This window comes from Pseudomonas sp. GW821-FHT12A04, assembly GCF_058807755.1.
This window is the reverse complement of sequence record NZ_JBXAQZ010000003.1, coordinates 1-16,259: the sequence shown is the minus strand read 5'-3', so window position 1 is coordinate 16,259 and position 16,259 is coordinate 1. Positions and strand designations below refer to the sequence as shown.

12 protein-coding genes and 2 pseudogenes are annotated in these 16,259 nt (G+C 59.4%); 9 read left to right on the top strand and 5 right to left on the bottom strand.

Annotation, left to right across the window (positions count from 1 at the left end):
* Window positions 1-4 precede the first annotated feature (4 nt).
* Window positions 5-1,045 (bottom strand): Ldh family oxidoreductase, encoded by a 1,041-nt coding sequence (locus tag AC1RS8_RS05480; protein ID WP_489338572.1) that lies wholly within the window; start codon window positions 1,043-1,045, stop codon window positions 5-7.
* Window positions 1,046-1,279: 234 nt separating this feature from the next.
* On the opposite strand from AC1RS8_RS05480, the gene AC1RS8_RS05475 reads away from it, so the two are divergent.
* Both AC1RS8_RS05475 and AC1RS8_RS05470 read left to right on the top strand, forming a co-directional pair.
* Window positions 1,280-6,112, top strand: coding sequence for a dermonecrotic toxin domain-containing protein (locus tag AC1RS8_RS05475; protein WP_489338573.1), 4,833 nt, complete (start codon window positions 1,280-1,282; stop codon window positions 6,110-6,112).
* Window positions 6,113-6,328: 216 nt separating this feature from the next.
* Window positions 6,329-7,330 carry a FecR family protein gene (locus AC1RS8_RS05470; RefSeq protein ID WP_489338574.1) on the top strand — a complete coding sequence of 334 codons (1,002 nt, stop codon included), beginning with the start codon at window positions 6,329-6,331 and terminating at the stop codon, window positions 7,328-7,330.
* 56 nt (window positions 7,331-7,386) lie between these two features.
* Here AC1RS8_RS05470 and pvdQ read toward each other — a convergent pair whose 3' ends face one another.
* On the bottom strand, window positions 7,387-9,735 hold the full coding sequence (gene pvdQ, locus AC1RS8_RS05465) for a bifunctional acylase PvdQ (protein ID WP_489338575.1): 2,349 nt from the start codon (window positions 9,733-9,735) through the stop codon (window positions 7,387-7,389).
* A 248-nt stretch (window positions 9,736-9,983) separates the two neighbouring features.
* On the opposite strand from pvdQ, the gene AC1RS8_RS05460 reads away from it, so the two are divergent.
* Window positions 9,984-10,355, top strand: coding sequence for a hypothetical protein (locus tag AC1RS8_RS05460; protein ID WP_057714705.1), 372 nt, complete (start codon window positions 9,984-9,986; stop codon window positions 10,353-10,355).
* Between the two features lie 8 nt (window positions 10,356-10,363).
* Here the strand turns inward: AC1RS8_RS05460 and AC1RS8_RS05455 are convergent, their stop codons facing one another.
* Entirely contained in the window at window positions 10,364-10,552 is a 189-nt protein-coding gene (locus AC1RS8_RS05455) for a hypothetical protein (protein ID WP_090455405.1), read from the bottom strand.
* Between the two features lie 156 nt (window positions 10,553-10,708).
* On the opposite strand from AC1RS8_RS05455, the gene AC1RS8_RS05450 reads away from it, so the two are divergent.
* Window positions 10,709-10,846, top strand: coding sequence for a hypothetical protein (locus AC1RS8_RS05450; RefSeq protein WP_167362865.1), 138 nt, complete (start codon window positions 10,709-10,711; stop codon window positions 10,844-10,846).
* A 7-nt stretch (window positions 10,847-10,853) separates the two neighbouring features.
* On the opposite strand, the pseudogene AC1RS8_RS05445 reads toward AC1RS8_RS05450, so the two are convergent.
* Window positions 10,854-11,039: pseudogene (locus AC1RS8_RS05445) on the bottom strand (LysR substrate-binding domain-containing protein); the annotation flags it as partial.
* Between AC1RS8_RS05445 and AC1RS8_RS05440 the strand changes: the two are divergent.
* A pseudogene (locus AC1RS8_RS05440) lies at window positions 11,034-11,963 on the top strand (aldo/keto reductase); the annotation flags it as partial. The pseudogenes AC1RS8_RS05445 and AC1RS8_RS05440 overlap by 6 nt on opposite strands.
* Before the next feature lie 47 nt (window positions 11,964-12,010).
* On the opposite strand, the gene AC1RS8_RS05435 reads toward AC1RS8_RS05440, so the two are convergent.
* A complete protein-coding gene (locus AC1RS8_RS05435; protein WP_057714702.1) occupies window positions 12,011-12,541 on the bottom strand; it encodes a hypothetical protein in 531 nt (176 codons plus the stop codon).
* Window positions 12,542-12,926: 385 nt separating this feature from the next.
* On the opposite strand from AC1RS8_RS05435, the gene AC1RS8_RS05430 reads away from it, so the two are divergent.
* From AC1RS8_RS05430 to AC1RS8_RS05415, 4 genes are all read left to right on the top strand, one after another.
* Window positions 12,927-13,373, top strand: coding sequence for a DUF411 domain-containing protein (locus tag AC1RS8_RS05430; protein WP_057714701.1), 447 nt, complete (start codon window positions 12,927-12,929; stop codon window positions 13,371-13,373).
* On the top strand, window positions 13,373-13,807 hold the full coding sequence (locus AC1RS8_RS05425) for a YqaA family protein (RefSeq protein WP_090455409.1): 435 nt from the start codon (window positions 13,373-13,375) through the stop codon (window positions 13,805-13,807). Before AC1RS8_RS05430 ends, AC1RS8_RS05425 begins: the two co-directional genes overlap by 1 nt.
* An 85-nt stretch (window positions 13,808-13,892) precedes the next feature.
* On the top strand, window positions 13,893-14,918 hold the full coding sequence (locus AC1RS8_RS05420; RefSeq protein WP_489338576.1) for an alpha/beta fold hydrolase: 1,026 nt from the start codon (window positions 13,893-13,895) through the stop codon (window positions 14,916-14,918).
* 13 nt (window positions 14,919-14,931) lie between these two features.
* Complete coding sequence (locus tag AC1RS8_RS05415; protein ID WP_489338577.1) at window positions 14,932-15,885, top strand: D-2-hydroxyacid dehydrogenase family protein; 954 nt, start codon at window positions 14,932-14,934, stop codon at window positions 15,883-15,885.
* Window positions 15,886-16,259: the final 374 nt, after the last annotated feature.

Sequence of the window (16,259 nt, the reverse complement as noted above, 5' to 3'; positions counted from 1 at the left end):
GGAATCAGAGCCCTGCCAGCTCCCGCAAGTTCGCCAGCGTCCGGGCATCCAGCTCAATGCCGTTGGCCAGCGACCTGGCGCGCTGATGATGACGCCGGTCACCCGGCAAACGCTTCAGGCCGACACCGTGCATTTGCCGCACCAGTTCCTGGCTGCGCTCGGCAAAGCTTTGCCCCGCTGCCTTGTCCGGATCGATCACGATAAGCAACTGGCCAGTCCAGGGGGTCTTGGCACCAGGGTGGTTCTTCCAGTCGAACTCGAAGGAAAAGTTGCCACCGGTCAGCGCCGCCGCGAGCAACTCGACCATCATCGACAACGCCGAGCCCTTGTGCCCGCCGAAAGGCAGCAACGCGCCGCCCTCGAGAATCGCCTTCGGGTCCGTGGTCGGCTGGCCGAGGCTGTCTACGCCCATCCCTTCCGGCAAGCGTTCACCTTCGCGGGCGGCAATTTGCACATCGCCATGGGCAATGGCGCTGGTGGCCAGGTCGAAGACAATCGGCCCGCCCTCGGCCCGCGGTGCAGCGAAGGCAATCGGGTTGGTGCCGAACAGCGGCCGGTCGGCCCCGTGGGGCACCACGCAGGTCATGCTGTTGACCACGCTCAATGCCACAAGGCCCTCTTCAGCGAAGGGTTCGACATCCGGCCACAAGGCCGCGAAATGGTGCGAGTTACGGATCGCCAGCACCACGATGCCGGCACTTCGGGCCTTCTGCACCAGTAACTCGCGTGCCGCCGCCAGGGCCGGCTGCGCAAAACCGTTATTGGCGTCGACCCGCACAAACCCTGAAGCCACATCTTCGACCAGCGGAACGGCCTGGCCATTGACCCAGCCGCTTTGCAGCGTCGAAACATAACCAGGAATGCGGAATACCCCGTGACTGTGCGCGCCGTCGCGCTCGGCACAGGCGCAGTTTTGCGCCAGCACCCGGGCAACCTCGGCCGACGTGCCGTGACGCAGAAAAATCTTCTCCAGCAAAGCGCTCAGCGCTTCGAGTGACAGGTGTGACGGGACCGCGGTAGAGGCGTGATCGTGTGGCGCAGACATCTGAAGCTCCAGACTGATTATTGGAGGGAACAACAGCGTACAAAGACCCGCCGATTAACAACGCGCGGCGTGCGAACTGTCAACCTTTCGCTCAGGGTCGATGAGGTATATCCCTGTCACAAACGCCCGCGACCCGTGCGTTATCTATTTACCACCCGCGTCAACGCACCGGCTTTTAGTCTCGATGCTCAATCCACAGGCGCCATTGAGTGGCACCTAGAACGAGACTCGACGATGTCTACACCAGTAACTCCGCTGTTTTTCCCCGAGGCGCTGATGTCGCGCGGTCTCTGGAGAGAACTTGGCCAAACCCACGGACTGACGCGAAGGGACTTCGAATGGTTCAGCCATATCGAACTGGCCACCCAGGCACTGCGCGACGAGCAGACGCCGCCCATGCTGGCGAAGAAAATCCTGCTGAAAATCCCTGGACTGGAACCCGTGGTGCTGGCCGGCAGTTTTTTGCTGACTGCGACGCCCGATGACAATGGCGTGATTCTCTACACCCCGTACGCGGGAATAAAAAAGTTCGCCGACCGTACGGCCCTGACCGAACAGCTGGTGACGCAACTCAAAGCGGCCGGTGAAGACGACGACCTGCTGGCCTTCATGGCGCTGTCTCAACGCAAGGCCGTGGTGGGCGCCACCGACATCGAACTGGACTTTCAAACCATCGACGGGGACGTGTTCGAAGACCAGCGCAACACCCTCTCCACCCAGCAGCAACTTAACGACCAGGCCCTGCTCGACGAATTGAAAGCGCTGCCGTCCCTGACCTCTCTGCTCGACACATTGCTGAGTCAACGTCTGGCGGCGTCGTTTCCCGGTCTGGATCAGAGCCGGACCCAAGTGAACTTCTACCTGGCTACAACGCCAGAAAATGCGGGCGAAAGCCATCCGGCGCGACGCTGGGTCAACACCCTTTCCCTGAGTGACGCGGTACTCCTGCACTATCGCCATCAGCGTTGGCCATCCGGGCAGTCCCATGAATTTTCCCATCCGGGAAAGTCCCCGGCAAAAGCCGACCAGCCACTCTGGGAAACAGCCGTCACGACAATCTCGCGCCAACTGATCGGCCTGCTGATCGGGCAGCTCGAAGGTTTCTGGGCTGCGGCGAGCACCGAAGGTGCATCGCGTCGCCAGTTCTTCGGCCAGGCCATCGCCGACCAGACGAGGGTACAACTGCTGCTCAAGCGCGAAGCCGGGATCATCACCCCTGAGCAAAGCCAGGACTTGCATGCGTTGATCTCGACGGCCAGCCGGACGAACAAAGCTATGACGGTCGAAACCGTGCGTCTGTGGGAGTACCAGGCCAACTATGTAGAGTTGGCCGGCTCACTGATGGTCAGCGCCGGCAATGCGTTTCTCTACACGCCCACCGCAGGCCTGCAGGTGCTCGAGAACTATCAGGACTTGTGCGATACGTTACTGAGCAAGTTCAGTGCGGCCGGTCATGAGGATGAACTCTATGGTCTGCTGAGCCTGGATGAACGCCAGCGTTTCATTGGTTTTGACCGACCGAATGTGACCGGGGAAGTGATTGGCGGCGCGATCTTCCCCAAGCTCTTCGACGGGATCATCAGCAAGCAACGGCAGAACATGGAATATGCCCTGCAGGTGTTCCGTCACAGTGACGGCAGCGTGGACATCCACGCCCTGTTCGACAAGGCGCTGGATATCCGCTCGATGATCAGCGAGCGACTGCTGACGCTGGATGCCGGCGGACGCTGGAGCACACGCCCCGTGTTATCCGGCAATCAGCATCCCTCCACAGTGCTGGCCGATACGGCGGCAGCTTTCGTCAAAACCTTCTGCGACATCGAAACACTGATCAACGCGGACTTTGCAGCACAACCGGTTGCGTCTCTGGCCTTGCAACGGGTCTATCTGGAAAACATGAAACCCCGCCTGGCCCATGCACTTGCCGTTGGCCTGCGTGGCGAGGCCAGCCTGCGGGTGCTTGGTGCAACATTGCGGGATGCGGATCGGGCCATTGTCGAAACAGTCTTCAACCCGGACCAGCCCGACCGGCAAAACCGCTTGTCACTCAAGGGTTTCCGCCCCGATGCCTACTCGTTGACGCTGGAGCGCTCCGGCCAGCAGGATGTCCTGCCCCTGGCCCATTGTGTGCTGGTGACCGAGCGTGGCGGACTCGATCCCTCGCATTCCGGCCGGACGATCCTGTGGACGCCCGCCGAGGGCCTGGAAGTCTTTGACACCATCAGTCGTGCACGGCTGGAACTGAACCGCCGCCTGCTCGAGCCGCAGCAACGCCTGGCGCTGCTGGAAAACCTGACCCCGACCCAGCGCGTCTTTCACCAACGCTACTCACTGGGACCGTTGCGGCTGATTGAAGGGTCTGTGTTGGAACGGGTCGCGCAATCGTCCATCGAGCACTTTTTGGCTCGCTGCGAACACGTACGTACTTTCGACCTGAGCGACACGAAGCAGAAAAAAGCCCTTGAAGACCTGACCACAACGGTCCTCAACACCAACCTGGGAAGAGCCACGTCGATTGCCCGGGCGATCAGCCAGCAGCAGTCCCTGCCCGCCTGGCTGGGAATGGCCCCGCTGCAAGAGCAGCGACTGCACCTTGAACTGCTGGAGCAATACCGCCACAGCGTTGTTGAGGACAAAGACTATTTACACGGGACCAAACCCCTCAAGTCGTATGTGCAGGAAACACTGAAATCGTTGCTCGCCAGCCGCTTCCCCGCAACAGCGCTGGACCCTGACAATATCGAAATCACCCCGGACCTGGCCCTGGTCGGCCCCGCCCGGAGCCTCACCGAGTTCGCCTTGCAGCACATCAACATTGCGCAAGGCACAGGGTTCAAGGTCGGGTCGGCGACCACTCAAACGCTGCCCCGGAATCTGGATCAGGCGGCTGTCCGCCAACTGTTGCGATCACTGGACATCGCGCAAAACTACGCCAAACAGGTCACGGACAGCTTGTCGAATCAAGCGGCCGACGTCGAAAGCAAGATGTTGCGCTTCGTCAAGCAACTGCCCTGGCAACTGCTGCAACACGCGCACGAACTGAAACTGCAGCAACGGCTTTCCGACAGCGCTTTCGATTTGCTTCGGCAAGTATTCGACATGCCGGACGCCATCGCCCGGGCGACCGTAGAAGGTGCTCACGCCATTGCCCGACCATTGGAACTGATCAAGACAACCGGTGCCGCCGCCGTCAAGGCGCTGGGCCTGTACCTGATTGGTCCAGGCTCGGGCAAGGCAGGCCCACAAATCCTCTATGCCCCTTACCACCCGGGCGGTTCACCCTTCGTTGAATTCAACAATGAGGCCAGCGTTGTTTCGGCACTCAACACACCGGGGCCATTGCAGGACATGTTGATACGTCGCCTGCCGGACAGTGAGCAAACGGTGTTTCGCAACCTGTTGGAGTCCACCGTCGGCCAGTCGAGCGAAATCACCCTTGCGTCCAACCCCATCGGCGGCAACCTGCTCACCCATTTGTTCCATGACAACACCCAACTGTTGGTGAAGATGCTCGCCAGCCAGTCACACGCTAGCGGTCAGTCGGACTGGGAGGCCGTTAAACACCTGTTCGGCGCCGGCATCGAGCGCATTTCAAGCCTGCTGCCGGGCAAACTCGCGTACGTGCAGTTTCTTTGGAAGGCCTACAAGGATGCCCTCAATTCGGCCGAAGCCTTGCAGGACCATCATTGGATGACCGCGTTGCGCGAGTTTATTGCCGGGGCGGCGCAAATCCTGTCATTGGGCCGGCTGTCACTTGAAGGATGGGGCGAAAGCGCCCAGGAAACCGGCGAAGCCGTTGCTCCACCGGTTGTCACCCCCGTGATCGCTCAACCCTGGTCGAAGATTCGGTCGACAGCAGCAATGCGCACCCGGCTGCAACCGTTCGAAACCACGGTTGAACTCAAGGACCTGGCGAAAAACAGCACTGACGGCACCTATCTGGACGCGGGCAGCAAGAAAAACTATGCCGCCATTGCCGGAAAGGTGTACGGCGTGAACAAGACCGGAGCGGTCTGGAGAACGATCAAAGGCAAGGAAGAAGGCCCCGTGTTAACGACTACTCCTGACAAACAATTGGTCATCGACCCGGATTTCCACACCGTTCACTTCGGCAAAGTCGTCTCGAAAATGCACAATCAGTATGCCAACGCCTATGTTGCGCGGGCGGTCCTGAACATCGAGGCCCGGGGGATGGACGAAATCCGGGCAAAGCATCCCGCTAAAGCCCGCATGATCGTGCAGGCCATCGACATGGCTCGTTATTATGCGTTCAACAGCCTGCACAATCTGGTGCAACTCAGGAAACTCGTCCCGGGCACACGGCTCGATACCTTCCTCAAACAGTTCTTTGATGTTGGTCAGGTCGACAAAGCACTGCTCGAAAAAATCAAACAGGCCATCGTCCCCGTCTGCAACGCGCTGGTCGATCCCGATGAAGACTGGATGAACTCGCAACGCTTTATCGTGGGTTCAAGCCGGGACCCGAAGGACAACCTCGTCGCGTTTGTCGTGGACAAGGATCTACAGCGCAATGTGCATTTCACGGAAAAATTCTTCAATCAACAACTCGACTGGTACAAATCCAGCTTGACACAGCCCTTCGATGTCGACGGCCACAGCCAGGCCGCGACCCTGATACACGAATTCGCTCATTTGTTTTCCGGGGCCGTGGACATTGCATACCTTGAGGCCAGGCTGCCGTTCAGCGATCTGGTAGCGTCGGTCACCGGCTATGGCGCGGCAAAGAAACAGTCTCAGCTGGATTTCCAGCGAGAAGCCTTATCGATGAAAACGCCGAAAGAGGAACTGTTCGCACGCTGGAACAGTGGCCTGCAATCCTGGATCAGCCTGGATTCGATTCCGGATTCTTATCACATTGGCAAGGCCATTCTACGGCTGACGGGCAGCCAGACCATGGATAAGGCACGGGAAGCTTTTTTAAACAGGCAGGAATCGAAGTTCCGAACCGATGTCATTTTGCACAATGCCGACTCGATCGCCTTTTTGATCTGCGAATTGGGCCGGCAACTAGACCCGGTGCCGGTCACTCCGACCGCTGAAACCTGACCGCGGCGTAACAACGCGCAGATCCCCGGGTCTGCGCAGCACAACGGTGTTTGACTTGATGTTTTTTTCACGCACCCTATGGATACTGTTTATTCGACAACCGATGTTCCAAAGGCGATGCGTTGAAAAAAAACAACACATTGATGGTTAAATGCCATGACTGATGTTCTCGCAGACTTCCCCCAAGGTTAGAATGCAGGAAATCAGGAAGGGCCAATGACCGACCACACACTTTCGGAAGCCGAATACGACGCTATCACCGATGCTGCCGCGCATTGGTGCATGCGTCTGCACGCCAGTGACTGCACCGAGCAAGAACGCCAGGCGTTCGAGCAATGGCGTGATGCACATCCGCTCCATGCCTTCGAGTACGAAGCGATGCTGGAGATCTGGGATGTCGCCGGCGAGTTGCCTCGTCCCGAACCCGTCGTGCCGCTGGTTCGCCGCCAACCCGAAACCCCGTGGCGCCGCCTGGCCATTGCCGCGGCGGTATGTGCCCTGGCACTGCCTTTGGCCGGTTATGGCGGCTGGCACCTGGGCTGGGTACCGAACGCGTACCAGCATTTCGAAGCGACCGACAATGTGCGTACCGTCACGTTGAAAGACGGCAGCCAGGTGGAGCTGAACCTGGGCAGCGAGCTGACGTACAGCAACTACAAGGATCAGCGGCAAGTCACGCTGGATAAAGGCGAAGCCTTCTTCAGGGTCAGTCATGACACCCGCCACCCCTTCTTGGTCAAGGCCGCCGAAGGCCGGATTCGCGTGACCGGCACCCAATTCAACGTCTGGATGTATGAAGACCAGGTCAAAGTCAACCTGATCGAAGGATCGGTACTGGTCAGCAGCAACGCCGACCTGCAAGGCGACGGTTTGCGCCTTGGCCCGGCGATGCAGGCCAGTTATCGCCGCGGCGACTTCATTCCCCGCATCAGCCAGACCTATGACAATGACAGCTCGCTGGCCTGGCGCCAGGGCAAGCTGGTGCTCGACGATCTGGCCTTGAGCGATGCGCTGCCGTTGATCAATCGCTACCTGGACAAACCGTTGATGGTGGCTGACCACAGCACCGGCTCAATCCATATCGGCGGCATCTACAACATCAAAGAGATCAACGGCCTGGTAAAGTCCTTGCCGCGGGTCCTGCCGGTCTACCTGACCCGTAACCAGAACGGCAATCTGGTGGTCAACGCGATTCCGCAAATCTCCCCGAAAAGCTGAAAAGGCCGCCACCCTTGCGGATGCGGCCTTCAGCATTCATGCGAAACCCCACTACCTTACTGCGCGGCCACTTTTGCATCCTGCCGGCGGATCGTCTGCACCTGATAGTCCGGATCGGACAGGATCTGTTGCTCGGTGAACGGCAGCACGCTCCATTGCTTCCTGGAAAAGGCCTGCGTCTGGTCCCGTGAATACTTCGAGGCCGGGTCGCTGGACAACGAGAATGCCAGCAGCCCTTTGGCCTGCGGTCCGTTGTCGTCAAAGGTCACCACTTGCAGGTAGCTCGTGCCGCTGACCACTTCGCGCTTGCCATCGCTGCGCGGTACGCTCTGGATGGCGTTATAGACCCCCAACGTTCCCGGCCCGCCGTGGATCGGTGTCTGTTGTCCGCCGCTGCTGACCACCTGGATATCGCCCCAGCGACTGTCCGGCTTGAGTCCTGCCGCCTTGACCTGTTCAGCCGAAGCCAGCATCGCTGCCCGTAGCGCCTTCGCCACCTGCGGGTGATCGACTGCCAGACCCCGTGGGGTATGTTGCGGATCCCGCGGATCGAATGCCACACGCCATACGTCCGGCACCGACTCCAACGCCTCCATGACATTCTGGAAGTGCACAAAGCCCAAACCGCTGCCCAAGTTGGCGTTGCGGTCCCAGGCCTTGAGGCTGGCGCACAGTGGCGCGAGCGTTTTGGCATCGGTACCGAGGTCCGCCGCGCAGAATTGCAGGAGGTCCGGCATCACTAGACTGGCTTGATAAACCCGATCGTCCATGACCATGTGTTGCAAGTCCGCTGCCTCGACCTTGCCGGCCTGGGCCAGCGCGCTCAAACGGTCCAGGGCAAAGCGCGAGCGCAGCCCCAGTGGCTGACTGTCCTGGCTGATCAACGGCGAATAGCCGGTCAGCGGTTGCGCCGGGTTGGCCATCCATGCCGAGTCGTTGGAGTGCTGGACAAAGTCCTTGCGTAGCAATTGCGGCAACTTGTCCGCAGCATAGATACCCTGTTGTGCAGCCTGCGGGTCGATGTCCCAGGCACAGGCGCTGTTGGAGCCGTCGAGAATGATCATCTGCAAGCCAACGCGCGGATCACTGCATTGCGCCAGCTTGTCGACACTGACGTTGGGCACCACCGAGAGGTTCATGTACAGCGTCTGCCCCTGATCGTCCGCTGCCAGCGTATTGACCCACGGAATGCCCTGGATCTCGTGCACCGAAGCCTGGAAATCCTCGAGGTTTTCAGCGCGGTTCATCGCGTACCACTGCTGCAGAACCCGGTCGTTATCCAGATTGGCGTCGCGCAGGCTGTAGGCGTATTGATGATCCCAGTCCAGTTTTCCCGGCCATTGCACCACCGGACCGAATTTCGAGCTGTAGACCTCGTGGGAAATTGCCCGGACCTGCCCGTCCGCCTGCCTGACGTTGACGGTCACGGTCTGCTTGTCCATCGGCAAGGACTGGCCGTCGAGCAGGTAACGAGTCGAATCCTTGGGATCGAGCTGCAGGCGATACAGCGTGAAATGCCTGGACGAATCCACGGTGTGGGTCCAGGCCAGATGTTGATTGAAACCGATGTTGATCACCGGCAGGCCGGGCAACGCCGCGCCCATCACGTCCAGTTTGCCGGGAATGGTCAGGTGCATCTGATAAAAACGCATGCCGCCCACCCACGGAAAGTGCGGATTGGCCAGCAACATGCCGCGTCCGTTGAAGGAACGCTCGCTGCCGACCGCGACGGCGTTGCTGCCACGGTCCAGGGCAAAACGCTGCATCCGCGTAGCGGCCACCTGGAACGCCGCCTGTGCGCTCGACGCCCGGGCCACGGCCTGGGGCGGCGTGGCACCAGCCAGGGCTTCGGCAAACTGGCCGACGCCACCTTCGACCAACAGGCGCCGGGTCAGCTTGACCAGATCCGACGTGGTAATGTCGCGCACCCAATCTCCCTGGCACTGCGGCGGCAATCCCTGGACGCGACGCTCGCTCAAGGAGCGGTTGTACCCCGCCACATAGCCTTCGACCAACTCACGCACTGGCGGGGTCTGGGCCTGCCAGAAACCGGCGACGGCTTGCGGAGTGTTCAGCCAGGTGAAAAATACATCGCTGGCCAGGTTCTCGCGCTCTTCGACGGTGAACTGATCCGGCCCGAAGTACCGCGAACGTTCACCGTTGACCGTAGTGATTTCGTTGGCCAACAGGCACAGGTTGTCCTGGGCGTAGGCATAGCCGATGCCGTAGCCGAGCCCTCGCTCGTTGTCGGCGCGGATGTGCGGCACGCCGAAACCGGTGCGGCGGATCTCGGCGCTCGTTTGCGCAGGCGTATCGCTCGCGCTCGCCGCAAGGCTCAGCCCCAGGCTCAACCCCAGAGTCACACCCACCAGGCTCAACCTGGTTAACTGGCTGGAAATAATCACGCTCGCTCCTGATCGAAAAAACGATGGTCACGGCTGCGCATACCCACGCGCACCGGGCCTCCCTGTAGGGACGAAGCTCACTACAAAAATTTTAGAGATTACTGCGCAACGCCCCATGGTCTGACAGGTTGATCACGCGATGGCGACAAAATTTCTACATTCGAGCCTTCATGATTCGGGCTGCTCATACGTCTAATGCTGTAAGAGCGCCCATTTTTTCCTGATCAGGCTCTGAAAGGAGTTTTGCAATGTACAACTCGCAACTGCCAACGGACGGTAGCAACGCGCCAAAGGGTACTTCCATGGGAGTCGGCGTATTCGAGCCGCGTACCGATCGCCACGGCAACGAGCGGATCAGGGTCCTGCTCAAAAGCTTTGGCCTTCGAACCAGTCTGATCCGCCTGAAAGTCATCGATGCCCTGCTGACGGCCGCCGAAAACGACCGCAGCCTTGGCGTGCGTGGCGTGCACAGCCAATTGCTGGACCTGGATATTCCCCTGTCCTTTCTCAGCGTGCGTGAAGTGCTGAAGCGCTTGTGCAGCGAAGGCGTGATTGTCCTCAACCCCGACAAGAGCTACAGCCTGCATCCCCAAGCTGCTGCCATTTTGCGTAACCGATGATCGAATGATCAGGCTTTGACCTTGCGGCGCATCACGCCATTGATGACCACCACGACCACCGCCACGCCAATGGCGATGTACTGGAACAGTTTTTCGCTGATGACGCCGGTGTTCTGCAACCAGGAAAGGCCAAACATGATCCCCAGCACCACCAGGGAGATCAGAATCGAGTATTTCAAACGTTGCGACTGAGTCATTGCGGGTTCCTGAATCTGAAAATGTATCCGGTTTGTATCGACGCGCATGCCAAGCGCTTACCCTGTTTCGGGGATAAGCGGCTACAAGCGGGGTCTCATGTTACAGCCGATGAAGAGTTTTGGCTTCATTGCGGCGATAACCATGAGGACTTTCAAATGTTGCGTCGAATCACATTGCTGATTCCCCTGCTGGCCATCCTGACCCTGAGCGGATGCATTGTTTTCCCCCACGGGGGCTGGCATCACGATCACTATGCCAACCATGGCGGACCAGGTTACTACCCACATCGTTAACAGTGGCTCAACGGCCTGAATCCTTTCGGTAAAAGTCATTGCCCGGCTGGGCGCACAGTTCCACCAACCAATCGACGAACACACGCACCCGCCGGGATAACTGGCGGTGCGGCGGATAAAGCGCCGTCATCGGCATGCCCGGTGGCGGCACTTCCCTCAGCACTTCACACAAACGCCCCTCCTCCAGTTGCCGGATTTCTACACCACCGGCACCGACGCCCGCGAAGCCACGGCCACCCTGCATCGCGCGCTGGAACTGGGCGTCAACCTGCTCGATACCGCCGATATGTATGGCCCGCACACCAATGAAGAGCTGATCGGCAAGGCCATTGCCGGCAAGCGCGATCAGGTGTTCCTGGCCAGCAAGTTCGGGATCGTCCGCGATCCGGCCAACCCCACCGCCCGTGGCGTCAACGGTCGGCCGCAATACATTCGCCAGTCCATCGACGGCACGTTGAAGCGTTTGGGCGTGGACACCCTCGACCTGTATTACCAACACCGAATCGACCCGCAGGTGGCCATCGAAGAAACCGTCGGCGCCATGGCCGAACTGGTCAGTGCCGGCAAGGTGCGTTATCTGGGCTTGAGCGAGGCCTCGGCGGCGACCCTGGAACGAGCGCACAAGGTTCATCCGATCAGTGCGTTGCAAAGCGAGTACTCGTTGTGGAGCCGCGATCAGGAAGAAAACGGTTGCCTGGCGGCCTGCCAACGCCTGGGCGTCGCCTTTGTGCCTTATAGCCCATTGGGCCGAGGGTTTCTGACCGGCGCGTTGAAAAGCCCGGATGATTTCGCGGCCGACGATTACCGTCGTTTCAGCCCGCGCTTTCAGGGCGAAAACTTCGCGAAAAACCTGCTGCTGGTGCAACAGGTACAAGCGCTGGCGGCAGAAAAAGGCGTGACGGCGGGCCAACTGGCGCTGGCGTGGGTACTAGCCCAGGGTGATTACCTGATTCCGATTCCGGGCACCAAGCAACGTAAATACCTGGAAGAAAACGTGGCCGCTCTGGAGGTGACGCTGAGCGCCGAAGAACTGCACGCGCTGGAAGCGGTCTTTGCGGCGAATGCCACCGCTGGCCTGCGTTATCCGGAAGAAGTCATGAAGCTGCTCGACCGCTAAGGGTCGCCGGCCCGCTCAATGAACCGGGCGGGCCGGGCAACAGGGCGTCAGGCTTCGTCCGAGAGAACAGTGCCCGGCCTCACCATGGGGCCGTTGCTTTTGCCGTAAGTTTCCAGGTTTTGCAGCACGTAGATCGCTTTCTTGAACTCGGGAACCAAGTAATTGGCGTACTTGTTACCCTTCAAATTGTTGTTCTGGATGTTCTCCAGTTGCGTCGCGAAATATTCCAGCGCATTGAACTTCGCATCAGGGTCCTTGATGCCAAACCGGTCGAACTTGTCACCGGCATTGCTCAGCGTGACGGCCGTCACATCACTGATCAGGCCGCGTTCTTTCAGTAAGACACTGAGACTGCCCATGGACTTGACTGAAATATTAGTGGGATCAAAACCCTTCATCTGCTTGCGCAATTTCATCTTGTCCATCTTGACTGTATCCAGTTCAACTGGATTGTTGCCCACCAGGTCAAGCATCTGCCTGACCTTGACGCTCTGGGGAACAGGCTTTGATCTGCTGGCGGTATCTCGAACCAACAGGCCCGCCTTCGGGGTCCAGGCGCCGGTATAGCCGATAGTCATTGAAAACTCCTTCTTTTTGATCAAGTTAGAAGGTCAGAAGTATCGGCCGGAGCACTAACGCCACCAAACTTTAATTCAGCGCTTTAACAATTTTCATACAATTAAGATACATATTGTAAAACCTCATGTTTATTGAACTTCGGAAGATTGATGAATAGTCTTTCAGACTTTTCGTACAGGGCGGATAGTTGGTTTATATCAACACCAATACTTACCCTCCACATTTCAAGCTGACAATTTTGTAATGTCCCCCTCATCTCCCTGACAGCGTTGATCTACCATCATTGAATGGCCTATCTTGTAGCAACTGGAAACACTCCTTGAATGCCTGACCCATAAAAATGGTCAGAATGCGTTTTTTTGCCCGTTAGCTGAGACGAATCCCATGCGAAACCCTCTGCGTCTGATCGCCCTGAGTGCCCTGTTCATGTCTTCCCTGGTCCAGGCCGCCGACCTCATTCCGATCGAGGTTCATCGCGACGCCAATTGTGGTTGCTGCAAAAAATGGATCACCCACCTGGAGGCCAATGGCTTCAAGGTCGATGACCACGTAGAAGCCAGCATGAGCGAATTCAAGCAACAGCACGGCGTGCCGCCACGCCTGGCGTCGTGCCACACCGCATTGATCAATGGCAAATTCGTTGAAGGCCATGTCCCGGCCGATCAGGTCCTGGCCTTGAGCAAACGCGACGATCTGCTGGGCGTCGCGGCCCCCGGCATGCCCATGGGTTCGCCCGGCATGGAAATGGACGGCATGAGCGATGCCTATCAGGTCATCGGCCTGAAAAAGGACGGCACTGACGTGGTGGTTGCGGACTACCCCGCCCATTGATGTCCGGCGCGTACTTCGGATTGTTTTTCGCGGCATTCGGTGCCGCCACGCTGCTGCCGTTGCAATCCGAAGCCGTGCTGGTCGGACTGCTGCTCAGTGATCGCTATTGGCTCTGGGCACTGCTGGCGGTGGCAACGTTCGGCAACGTTCTGGGCTCGTTAATCAACTGGTGGCTGGGGCGTGGGATCGAGCGGTTCCACGACCGACGCTGGTTTCCGGTGAGCCCCCGGCATCTGGAAAAGGCCCGGCTTCATTACCAACGCTACGGCCATTGGTCATTGCTGCTCAGTTGGCTGCCGGTGATCGGCGATCCGCTGACGCTGGTCGCCGGGGTCATGCGCGAGCCGCTGGGGCGCTTCCTGCTGATCGTTACCCTGGCCAAAGGCGCCCGCTACAGCGTGCTGGCGTTGGCGACTTTGGGCTGGATGGGTTGAACCTTCAAGGGCGGCGATTGCCTGTGATTAATGCCGCCCTAATCGAGTCGATCCAACATAGGCGGATTTTCCATGGAGCTCTCCCATGTCGCGCCCCTTCTCCCGCTGGTTACCCAGCCTGTTACTGACCGCCGTCCTGCCCGTCATCGCCCACGCCGAAGGGCCGCAATACGGCCCCGAGTTGCAAGGTTTCGACTACCCCTACACGCTCAAGCACTTCGCCTTTGATTCCCAGGGCCAATCCCTGCAAATGGGTTACATGGACGTCGCCGCCAACGGCAAGGCCAATGGCCGCAGCGTGGTGCTGATGCACGGCAAGAATTTCTGCGGTGCCACCTGGGACAGTTCGATCAAAGCCCTCAGCGACGCCGGCTATCGGGTCATCGCCCCGGACCAGATCGGCTTCTGCACCTCCAGCAAACCGGCGCACTATCAGTACAGCTTCCAGCAACTGGCGACGAACACACAACAATTGCTCAAGGCGCTGGGCATCCAGAAAGCCACCCTGCTGGGGCATTCCACCGGCGGCATGCTCGCCACTCGCTACGCCTTGCAATACCCCGAACAGGTCGAGCAACTGGCGCTGGTCAACCCCATCGGCCTGGAAGACTGGAAAGCCCTCGGTGTGCCCTATCGCACGGTTGATCAATGGTACGAGCGCGAACTCAAACTCAGTGCCGAGGGTATCCGCAACTACGAACGCACCACCTATTACGGCGGTCGCTGGAAGCCGGAGTTCGATCGTTGGGTCGACATGCTCGCCGGCCTGAACAAAGGCCCGGGACATACGCAAGTCGCGTGGAACTCGGCACTGATCTACGACATGATCTTCACGCAACCGGTGTTTTACGAATTCCAGAACCTGAAGATGCCGACCTTGCTGTTGATCGGAACATCCGACACCACCGCCATCGGCAGTGACATCGCCCCACCCGAGGTCAAGGCGAAGATCGGGCACTACGACGTCCTCGGCAAACAGGTAGCCGGGATGATTCCCCAGTCCACACTGGTCGAATTCCCCGGCATGGGCCACGCGCCGCAGATGGAAGAACCGGCCCGATTCCACCAGGCCCTGCTCGCCTGGCTGAACAAGACCAACCCCGTGCGTTGAAGAGGAAAGGCTGATGCCTGTGCAGATTGCAGTGATCGATGATTGGCAGGATGTGGCGCGCAATGCAGTGGACTGGTCGGCACTGGACAGCGTCGGTGAGGTAAGTTTTCTCCATGACTACCCCACCGATACCTCATCCCTGGCCGAGCGCCTGGCCGGGTTCGAGGTGATCTGCGTGATGCGCGAGCGCACCCGCTTCGATGAAGACCTGCTGAGGCGCTTGCCCAAGCTCAAGCTGCTGGTGACCGGCGGTATGCGCAACGCGGCCCTGGACCTGAAAACCGCCGCCGCGCTGGGCATTCAGGTCAGCGGTACAGACAGCTACAAACACGCCGCACCGGAACTGACCTGGGCGCTGATCATGGCCGCGACCCGCAACCTGGTGGTCGAGGCCAATGCCCTGCGCGCCGGCCAATGGCAGCAAGGCCTGGGTGGCGACTTGCATGGCAAGACACTGGCCATCCTCGGTCTGGGCAGCATCGGCCAGCGAGTCGCGCAGTTCGGTCAGGTGTTCGGCATGCGCGTCATCGCCTGGAGTGAAAACCTCACCGCCGAACGCGCGGCGCAGGTCGGTGTGACCCGTGTCAGCAAACAGGAACTGTTCGAACAGGCCGACGTGCTGTCGGTGCACCTGGTGCTCAGCGAGCGCAGCCGCGGTCTGGTGGACACACAAGCCCTTGGCTGGATGAAGCCCTCGGCGCTGCTGGTGAACACCGCGCGTGGCCCCATTGTCGATGAAGCGGCGCTGATCAAGGCGCTGCAGAAACAACGGCTGGCCGGTGTCGCCCTGGACGTCTTCGAGCAGGAACCGCTGCCCGCCCACCATCCGTTCCGGACCCTGGACAATGTACTGGCGACGCCCCATGTCGGATACGTGAGCCAACAGAACTACCGGCTGTTTTTCTCGCAAATGATCGAGGACATTCAGGCCTGGTCGGCGGGTGCTCCGATTCGTTTGCTGGGTTGATACCGCGTCATCGTTCATCGCGAACAGGCTCGGTCCCACAGGACTACATTGGCGGACGCAGCAATTGTGCCCGGCACAAATCCTCTGTGGGAGCGAGCTTGCTTGCGATAGCGGAGGCTCAGTCGCCATCAACGTCGAATGACACTCCGCATCGCGAGCAAGCTCGCTCCCACAGGACTACATTGGCGGACGCAGCAATTGTGCCCGGCACAAATCCCCTGTGGGAGCAAGCTTGCTTGCGATAGCGGAGGCTCAGTCGCCATCAACGTCGAATGACACTCCGCATCGCGAGCAAGCTGAACTGGCCTAATAATTCCGGACACCTCTTAAGGGCGATATGATTTCGCCAACTTGGAGGTTCCATGAACGAAAGA

What these genes read in the sequence shown, in the direction of transcription:
- AC1RS8_RS05435 (WP_057714702.1), bottom strand. Translation starts at nt 12,541, where the DNA reads ATGACTATCGGCTATACCGGCGCCTGGACCCCGAAGGCGGGCCTGTTG.
- AC1RS8_RS05475 (WP_489338573.1), top strand. Translation starts at nt 1,280, where the DNA reads ATGTCTACACCAGTAACTCCGCTGTTTTTCCCCGAGGCGCTGATGTCG.
- AC1RS8_RS05425 (WP_090455409.1), top strand. Translation starts at nt 13,373, where the DNA reads ATGTCCGGCGCGTACTTCGGATTGTTTTTCGCGGCATTCGGTGCCGCC.
- AC1RS8_RS05460 (WP_057714705.1), top strand. Translation starts at nt 9,984, where the DNA reads ATGTACAACTCGCAACTGCCAACGGACGGTAGCAACGCGCCAAAGGGT.
- AC1RS8_RS05420 (WP_489338576.1), top strand. Translation starts at nt 13,893, where the DNA reads ATGTCGCGCCCCTTCTCCCGCTGGTTACCCAGCCTGTTACTGACCGCC.
- AC1RS8_RS05455 (WP_090455405.1), bottom strand. Translation starts at nt 10,552, where the DNA reads ATGACTCAGTCGCAACGTTTGAAATACTCGATTCTGATCTCCCTGGTG.
- AC1RS8_RS05450 (WP_167362865.1), top strand. Translation starts at nt 10,709, where the DNA reads ATGTTGCGTCGAATCACATTGCTGATTCCCCTGCTGGCCATCCTGACC.
- AC1RS8_RS05480 (WP_489338572.1), bottom strand. Translation starts at nt 1,045, where the DNA reads ATGTCTGCGCCACACGATCACGCCTCTACCGCGGTCCCGTCACACCTG.
- AC1RS8_RS05470 (WP_489338574.1), top strand. Translation starts at nt 6,329, where the DNA reads ATGACCGACCACACACTTTCGGAAGCCGAATACGACGCTATCACCGAT.
- AC1RS8_RS05415 (WP_489338577.1), top strand. Translation starts at nt 14,932, where the DNA reads ATGCCTGTGCAGATTGCAGTGATCGATGATTGGCAGGATGTGGCGCGC.
- AC1RS8_RS05430 (WP_057714701.1), top strand. Translation starts at nt 12,927, where the DNA reads ATGCGAAACCCTCTGCGTCTGATCGCCCTGAGTGCCCTGTTCATGTCT.